The following is a 7500-nucleotide window of genomic DNA, read 5'->3' as shown; positions in this document are numbered from 1 at the left end:
TCATCTGTTTTCACAATGATTATATCGCCTCTCTCTAGATGATGCGTATACGTGACAACCTTGCTTACAATGATTTTATCTCCCTCATGCAGGGTCGGCAGCATAGAAGCACCCTCTACCTTTGTTGGAAAAAAGAGAAACACCTTCGCTAAAAATACAATACAGCATGCCGCAATGAGAGCCTCTAATAACTCGCGTAAGCGACTTTTTTTATGCATATTGGTTCCTCCAGCCTATGAATGTAAAATGGATAAACAAGCTTCCTTATTCTATTTTACTAGAAGCAAGCCCTCTAATTTATTAAACTTTTTTATTTTCCCATCTTTGTTTCCCAAGCTTTTGTTCGCATACATACAACTTAGGACTGTCTTTACATTATAGTCCTTGCACATAAGCAAAAACTAAAGGCACAGACAACAAATATGTTTTAATTCCCACTTCAGGTGCCATATGGTATAATGATGAATATATTAATTGAGAATATGTTAGGTAATGCTTGTTATGCTGCTGTCCGCTATGGATGGCAGCTTTCGTCGTTTTATAGGGGTATCGATTTTGATTCTTTTTCTCATTGAGAATACGAAGGGGGAGATAACTATGAGTTCCGAAGCAAAACAATTTATACGAAGCGAAGGCACAGAAAGCCGCTCATTATTTTTGGAGGCGTTTAGCAAGCACTATGAGCTTATTTTCGCTATTGCCTCTGGTATTTTTATCTTAACAGGCTGGATTTTAGATAACAACAACTATACCTCTGCATCCGTTGCCTTTTATGTATTAGCCTTTCTGATTGGAGGATACGCCAAAGCAAAGGAAGGTATCGAAGATACAATTGCTGAAAAAGAGTTAAATGTAGAAATGCTTATGATCTTCGCAGCCATTGGTTCCGCCATTATTGGTTATTGGACAGAGGGTGCTATCTTAATCTTCATTTTTGCCCTAAGCGGCGCCCTCGAAGCCTATACAATGAGCAAAAGCCAGAAGGAAATTTCTGCTCTTCTTGATTTGCAGCCAGAGGAGGCACTCCTTCTGTTGAACGGGAAAGAGGAAAGAATTGCTGTTGCACAACTGCAAATCGGTGACATCATTCTTGTAAAGCCAGGTGAACGAATTCCGGCAGACGGCCTGATTGTTCGCGGGGAAACAAGTGTAGATGAAGCTGCTATTACAGGTGAACCAATTCCTAACGAAAAGAAAATAGGTGATGAAGTCTTTGCAGGAACTGTGAATCTGCGTGGTTCGATGGAAGTACAAATTACCAAGCCTAGCGACCAAACATTGTTTCAAAAAATTATCCGTCTCGTACAAAATGCCCAAAGCGAAAAGTCACCTTCCCAGCTGTTTATCGAGAAATTTGAAGGCACATATGTAAAGGCAGTATTAGCTGTTGTAGCAATTATGATGCTTGTACCGCATTATGCATTAGGATGGAGCTGGAATGAAACGTTTTATCGCGCAATGATCCTTCTCGTTGTCGCTTCTCCTTGTGCCCTAGTTGCAGCTATTACTCCTGCAACACTCTCAGCCATTTCAAATGGTGCACGCCACGGAATTTTGTTTAAAGGCGGTGTTCACCTCGAACGCTTAGCCTTCCTAAAAGCAATTGCTTTTGACAAAACAGGTACACTTACGCAAGGAAAGCCGATTGTAACGGATGTTATCGCACGAGAGGGCTTCAGCGAAGAGGAGTTGCTTCGCATTACAGCCTCAATCGAAAATCACTCAACGCATCCGTTAGCTTCAGCAATTGTACAATATGCAAAGAAAACATATAACGTACAAATTAGCACACCAGAACAAATGGAGGATATAACAGGCTTCGGATTAAAGGGTACATTAGGCGGCATCGTCTACAAAATTGGAAAAGCGGATTTTATCGGAGAAGAAACAGACTTATTTGAAAATTCTGCTGCCAAACGCCTTGCGCAGCAAGGAAAAACAATTGTGTATGTGGGTGATGAAAACGGGATATTAGGCTTGATTGCCCTGAAGGATGTACTTCGTAAAGAAAGTATAAAAGCAATTCGCGAGCTAAATACACTCGGCATCCAAACTATTATGATTACAGGAGACAATGAGCAAACCGCGCACGCAATTGCTCTAGAGAGCTCTATTACTGAGTATTACGCATCATGCTTGCCTGAAACAAAGGTACAGACTGTAAAAGCACTCAAAGAAAAATACGGCTCAGTCGCAATGGTTGGGGATGGTATTAACGACGCACCCGCACTCGCTACTGCAAATGTTGGAATTGCGATGGGAGAAGGGACAGACGTAGCACTTGAAACGGCGGATGTCGTACTTATGAAAAATGAACTTTCCCGCCTCGCACAAGCAATCCGGCTTTCCAAGCGAATGAACAAAATTGTAAAACAAAATATCGTCTTTTCACTTTCTGTTATCGCCTTGCTTATTTGCTCGAACTTTCTTCAAGTACTGGCTCTGCCGTTCGGCGTAATTGGTCATGAAGGAAGCACCATTTTAGTAATTTTAAATGGCCTTCGTTTACTGCAGGCAAATAAATAAAGAGGACCTCTTAGGTCCTCTCTTTACATAGGAAAAATAAGCCCTGCCGCTTTTCTTAGTGATAGCCGTTGCTCTTGTTCGCACTGCTGCTTGTTTTATGCTTTGGCTGAGAACTGCTGCGTTGCTTTCGTTGATTTTTATCATTGGTGTTATTACCATGCTGATTTTTGCTCACAGTGACATCCCCCTTAACTGAAATGAAAGAAGCACTGTTAGTATGCCGCCTATTAGCATGTTTTATGCCGCGTATCTCTGCCGCTCGTACGGTAGCAGTTCAATAACGCATTAATCTCTCCGCCAAGCAAAACAACCCATGCAGTTAGGTAAAACCAAAGCATTAAAATAATAATGCCTCCGAGACCACCGTACGTATTCGAATAGTTGCCGAAGTGTTCCACATAAAAAGCAAACAAATACGAAACAATGACCCAGCCAAAGGTCGCAAACAGCGCACCAGATACAATCTCCCTCGGTCTCAGTCTTTGATTTGGAGTAAATTTGTACACAAATGCAAAGGACAAAAACAAAACAAGAAAGCTTACGAGCAGACGCACAATACTCCAAATACCCCAAAATCCCTCTGGCAGGCTAAACGTTTTAAAAATAGCTGTCCCAACTTGATTTCCGAACACAGGCAATAGGAGAGCAAAAATAATAACGAAAATCATCCCGATCGTCAAAAAAATCGAGAGTGCCCGTGTAATAATAAAGGAGCGTGTCTCCTTCGTATCATAGGCCTTATTAAAGGCTCTCATCACTGCATTAATGCCGTTTGATGCAGCCCAAAGTGTTCCTATTAAACCAAAGGACAATAAACCGCCATTTTCATGCTCCATGATTTTATGAACATTTTCGTTAATGAGTGTCATTGCTTCCTTCGGGGCATATTGCTCTAAAAACTTAAGCACATCATGTGTATGAATGGGCAAATATCCAAGAAGCGTGATTAAAAATACAAGGGCGGGAAATAAAGAAAGCAAGAAGAAGTAGGCTAACTGCGAGGCAAGACCCTGCACATCATCGTCCTTTGTCCGCACGTATAAATCCCGAAAAAATGATAGTGCCATTCTTCTTCTTTCCGCCGTAAACATACATCTCACCTACTTAGACGCTTTGCTTGTTCTCTTCCTTCTCGATGAGCGATTCATGCGCAGACTCATTATCCTCCACGCTACTCGTCATTTCTAGGGAAACTGGAGATTCGCTAGCTTGTTCTATACTACCATTGGCTTTCTCTTGGGAATGGTCATCTAAATCCCTAGATTCAGCCTGTGTCGGTACGGACGATTCCTTCAACTCTTGCTTTTTCTTATTAAAAATATCCCTTGTTTCCTTTAGTGTTTCCACAACTGCCGGAGTTAATTTACGAATTTCCTCTACTTTTTCCTTTACCACTTTTAAATCTGCCATTTCACGGCCTTTTGTGCTGACGCTTTGGACACCTTCCTTTACACGGTCTTTCAAAGGGGCAGCATGTCCTCGAATTTCAATCATCTTCGTTCTCGCCCTGCGAGCATTGCTTGCAAGCTTCTCACGATTTTCCTTACGCAGCATTGTCATTGCTGCGCCTACCGCCACACCGATGGCAATATCCTTGACAATCGAATTCTTCTTTTCCATACTCCCTTTCCCCTTTCATATATCTTGTATTTTTTAAATACCGTGTTTATTTCGGATGAACGTTAATAATCGTTCACATCCATCAGTCACTAAGCCGTATACTTCTTGAAAGTTACCGGTAAAATAAGGATCGGGAACATCCTCCCAACTACCATCTGGCACAAAATCAGACAGTCTGCCGATGTATCCGCTTCCTATTCCAAGTTTCTTCAAGTCGGCTACATTTTTGCTATCCATTGCAATAATGTAATCAAATTTCGTTAAGTCATTTGTTTCTACTTGCCGGGCTCGAATTCCTTCAAAAGGTATGGAATTTTCTTCTAAAATGTTTTGCGTACCCCGATGAGGGACAGCCCCAATATGCCAATCTCCAGTTCCAGCTGAATCAACCTGAATTTTCTCCTGCAGCCCTTCCCTTTTTACAATCTCTCGAAAAACAGCTTCAGCCATCGGGGAACGGCAAATATTGCCAAGACAAACAAACAGTACACTGATCATTATTTTCTTCCTTTCACTAATATGTATTACGCTTATTATAAGCAATCATGTAATGATATAAAAGAAACAGGGTTAGTTAGTAAGAAAATAAAAGAATTCTTTAAGGAATACTACAAAAAAATGATAAGATAAGAATAGGTCAGAAATGTAGGAGGAAAATGATGGATTTATCTGTGAAATCACAAGAAAACGTAGAATATATGGTAGAGATGATCAAACAAAAGCTGCGCATGGTAAACGTAGGCGCTATGCGTGCATCAAGCTTTAGTGAGGAAATGTACGAAGATCTTGTGGATATTTATGAGCACGTTATGAAGCGCGAAACATTCAGCATCAGTGAAATGCAAGCTATTACAGAAGAACTTGGTGCTCTAATCAAAGGGAAAAATTAAAGCCTATTTGTTCATCGTATAGGTTTAAAAACGGATCTAGTCTGTTTTGCTTTCACAGCAAAACAGACTAGATCTGTACATCTGAAGCTTCTTCTCTTCTTTTGGCTTTATCTACCTTACACACGCTTTACAAGCGTAGAAAATGACTGCTTTGAACGAAGAAGCATTTCCTTTATCGCTTTTGTACAAGAGACGGTAGACGCCGTTTGAATTTCCGCATCTTTTCGGTCGCCTTTTTGGGAAACACGAATCAACCAATTCGTTTCACTATCGTATAATACACGCAGACCTTGTATACGCCAAACATTTTTCATTCGATAAAACGATGTAAATGTACCATAATAGCTATACTGTTTGAGCGTTCTGGCTAATGCTTTGGCCATAGCTGAAATCACTCCATGCTCCTGAAGAACAGCCTCTATTTTTTTTATACTGTAGTCTCTTCCTTCCTCCAAGAGTTCATCAAGTACCTCCATTGGGATATTAAAGGGATCACCGTATAAAATCGGTTTTTCCTCAAGGTACATTTCCTGCAGCACTTCCTTCCAAACATGAACTGCCGGCCCCTTATCACATAGCACATAGGAAAGCTGATCTCCTTCCTCAAACACCTTGCTTTCCACTGTTTTACGTGAGTCTAAGTAATAATAGCTTTCATGCTGCTTGCTGCCTCGTTCAGAATGAAGCCAGAAGGTTACATTTGTTTTCATGCATATCACAAGAAATTCTAAAAGCTCAGGTACAATTTGTATTTCATTTTCTCTATAGATGATATAGCCTTTCTCTAAAAGGCCTCTGGCAACACGCTTCATTTCCGCCTCAATCTCCTCCACCCAATATCCAATGAAGGGATCTGGTACACCAACTAGGGCACGACAGTCAAATACACTACTTAGAAAAAAGAACTCTTCGTTCGTTAGATGTATACCCTGATTTAATTTCATTACAAGGATCTCCTTTTTCAACCTCACACTCATCAATTATCTTTATATAATTTCCATCTCCATATCAATTTGAAATCTAAGGTGAATTCCTAATATGTATAAGACAAAAAACCTTTCAAAAATATAAATAATGTAATATCCATAAAAAAAGAAGAGGAGCTCTGCTCACCCTTCGTTTATTGTAACCCATTTTTCCTATGATGTTTAGAAAAACATATTCCCATAATTGACTACATACAAACTATCTCTTTTTCGCCTACAATACGTATATAGCGCACTAATGCAGCATTTATAATATAATTCCCCTCATTGCCGGTCACTACAAAATAATCACTGCGCTGCATATTTTCTAGTATCTCTTGTAATACATCTTCCGCCCTCGCATCCAACTCCTTTACTAACTTTCCCCGTTTAATATCACTATCTAACGTATAACAAACAGTAAATTCTTTCAAAATAATTCTCCCTTTCTATCTATGCAGCTTACATATGAAGATTATGTATCAACAATACAGTGTGTCTTCGTACTATAACTACAATGACTTTATCATTTATGTGGTTTTTCGATTAGATTAAAGCCCATATAGATAAAAATTAAAGTCAATACTTTAATAGCTTTCGTTACGTATTCGTCCGTTGCTGTTATACATGTTTTATAACCCCCAAAACTTAAGCCTACTATTGAGATAAGCAGAATATATATTGATTTTAATTTTTTGACACCCCTTGTCACTTAACGTAATACCACCTATATATTCGAGAAAAAGCTTATTTTTAGGAGGTTAAAAATTCTTTCCCACTTATAAAATAAGCTTCCTTCTTAAAATGCCAAACATTTAAATTCATAAACAAAATGCAAAGCTATAAACATTCTTCAAATAAGACTTAAGCATTTATTTCAGCCAATCGTTTTCTTATTTTTAATTATAATATTCATTGAAGTAACACTACAAAAAACCCCCTTTCGCACAATGCAAAAGGGGATAATATGTTGCCTAGCGACGTCCTACTCTCACAGGGGGAAACCCCCAACTACCATCGGCGCTGAAGAGCTTAACTTCCGTGTTCGGTATGGGAACGGGTGTGACCTCTTCGCCATCATCACTAGACCTATTTTGTTTGAAGGATATTCCCTCAAAACTAGATAACACGCTGCGCTGTGTAATTATGATTAAGCCCTCGATCGATTAGTATCTGTCAGCTGCACGTGTCGCCACGCTTACACCTCAGACCTATCAACCTGATCATCTTTCAGGGATCTTACTAGCTTGACGCTATGGGAAATCTCATCTTGAGGGGGGCTTCATGCTTAGATGCTTTCAGCACTTATCCCGTCCGCACATAGCTACCCAGCGATGCCCTTGGCAGAACAACTGGTACACCAGCGGTGCGTCCATCCCGGTCCTCTCGTACTAAGGACAGCTCCTCTCAAATTTCCTGCGCCCGCGACGGATAGGGACCGAACTGTCTCACGACGTTCTGAACCCAGCTCGCGTACCGCTTTAATGGGCGAACAGCCC

At 40.3% G+C, this 7500-nt stretch carries 8 protein-coding genes and 2 rRNA genes (2 of these 10 cut by a window edge); 2 read left to right on the top strand and 8 right to left on the bottom strand.

Features of this window, described 5'->3' with window-relative positions; genetic code table 11:
- Positions 1-218, bottom strand: partial view of a signal peptidase I gene (lepB, locus tag AC6HZ4_RS02110; RefSeq protein ID WP_497493389.1) — the start only. 316 nt of this gene lie to the left of the window's left edge; 218 of the gene's 534 nt are visible here — the first part of the coding sequence; the start codon lies at positions 216-218; its stop codon lies off the left edge, out of view.
- Positions 219-597: 379 nt separating this feature from the next.
- Between lepB and AC6HZ4_RS02105 the strand changes: the two genes are divergently transcribed.
- Complete coding sequence (locus AC6HZ4_RS02105; RefSeq protein ID WP_497493387.1) at positions 598-2526, top strand: heavy metal translocating P-type ATPase; 1929 nt, start codon at positions 598-600, stop codon at positions 2524-2526.
- A gap of 227 nt (positions 2527-2753) precedes the next feature.
- Here the strand turns inward: AC6HZ4_RS02105 and AC6HZ4_RS02100 are convergent, their stop codons facing one another.
- From AC6HZ4_RS02100 to AC6HZ4_RS02090, 3 genes are read right to left on the bottom strand one after another with little or no spacing between them, the layout of a single operon-like run.
- Positions 2754-3626: a YihY/virulence factor BrkB family protein gene (locus tag AC6HZ4_RS02100; RefSeq protein WP_497493385.1), complete on the bottom strand. Its 873-nt coding sequence runs from the start codon at positions 3624-3626 to the stop codon at positions 2754-2756.
- A 4-nt stretch (positions 3627-3630) separates the two neighbouring features.
- On the bottom strand, positions 3631-4146 hold the full coding sequence (locus tag AC6HZ4_RS02095; protein ID WP_497493383.1) for a DUF4075 domain-containing protein: 516 nt from the start codon (positions 4144-4146) through the stop codon (positions 3631-3633).
- 33 nt (positions 4147-4179) lie between these two features.
- Positions 4180-4644, bottom strand: coding sequence for a low molecular weight protein-tyrosine-phosphatase (locus AC6HZ4_RS02090; protein WP_497493381.1), 465 nt, complete (start codon positions 4642-4644; stop codon positions 4180-4182).
- Positions 4645-4805: 161 nt separating this feature from the next.
- On the opposite strand from AC6HZ4_RS02090, the gene AC6HZ4_RS02085 reads away from it, so the two are divergent.
- Complete coding sequence (locus AC6HZ4_RS02085) at positions 4806-5036, top strand: DUF1128 domain-containing protein (RefSeq protein WP_129732041.1); 231 nt, start codon at positions 4806-4808, stop codon at positions 5034-5036.
- A 116-nt stretch (positions 5037-5152) separates the two neighbouring features.
- On the opposite strand, the gene AC6HZ4_RS02080 is transcribed toward AC6HZ4_RS02085, so the two are convergent.
- The 4 genes from AC6HZ4_RS02080 to AC6HZ4_RS02065 all read right to left on the bottom strand — a co-directional run.
- Positions 5153-5980, bottom strand: a complete 828-nt coding sequence (locus AC6HZ4_RS02080) for a hypothetical protein (RefSeq protein WP_497493379.1) — start codon at positions 5978-5980, stop codon at positions 5153-5155.
- Positions 5981-6210: 230 nt separating this feature from the next.
- On the bottom strand, positions 6211-6435 hold the full coding sequence (locus AC6HZ4_RS02075) for a hypothetical protein (RefSeq protein WP_497493378.1): 225 nt from the start codon (positions 6433-6435) through the stop codon (positions 6211-6213).
- Positions 6436-6973: 538 nt separating this feature from the next.
- Positions 6974-7089 (bottom strand): 5S ribosomal RNA (gene rrf, locus AC6HZ4_RS02070).
- Positions 7090-7147: 58 nt separating this feature from the next.
- Positions 7148-7500: ribosomal RNA gene (locus AC6HZ4_RS02065) — 23S ribosomal RNA — on the bottom strand; it runs 2573 nt beyond the window's last position.

The sequence above is a fragment of the Ectobacillus sp. OTK genome, assembly GCF_059698935.1.
The sequence above is the reverse complement of the archived record's forward strand: the minus strand, read 5'-3'. Positions and strand labels throughout refer to the sequence as shown.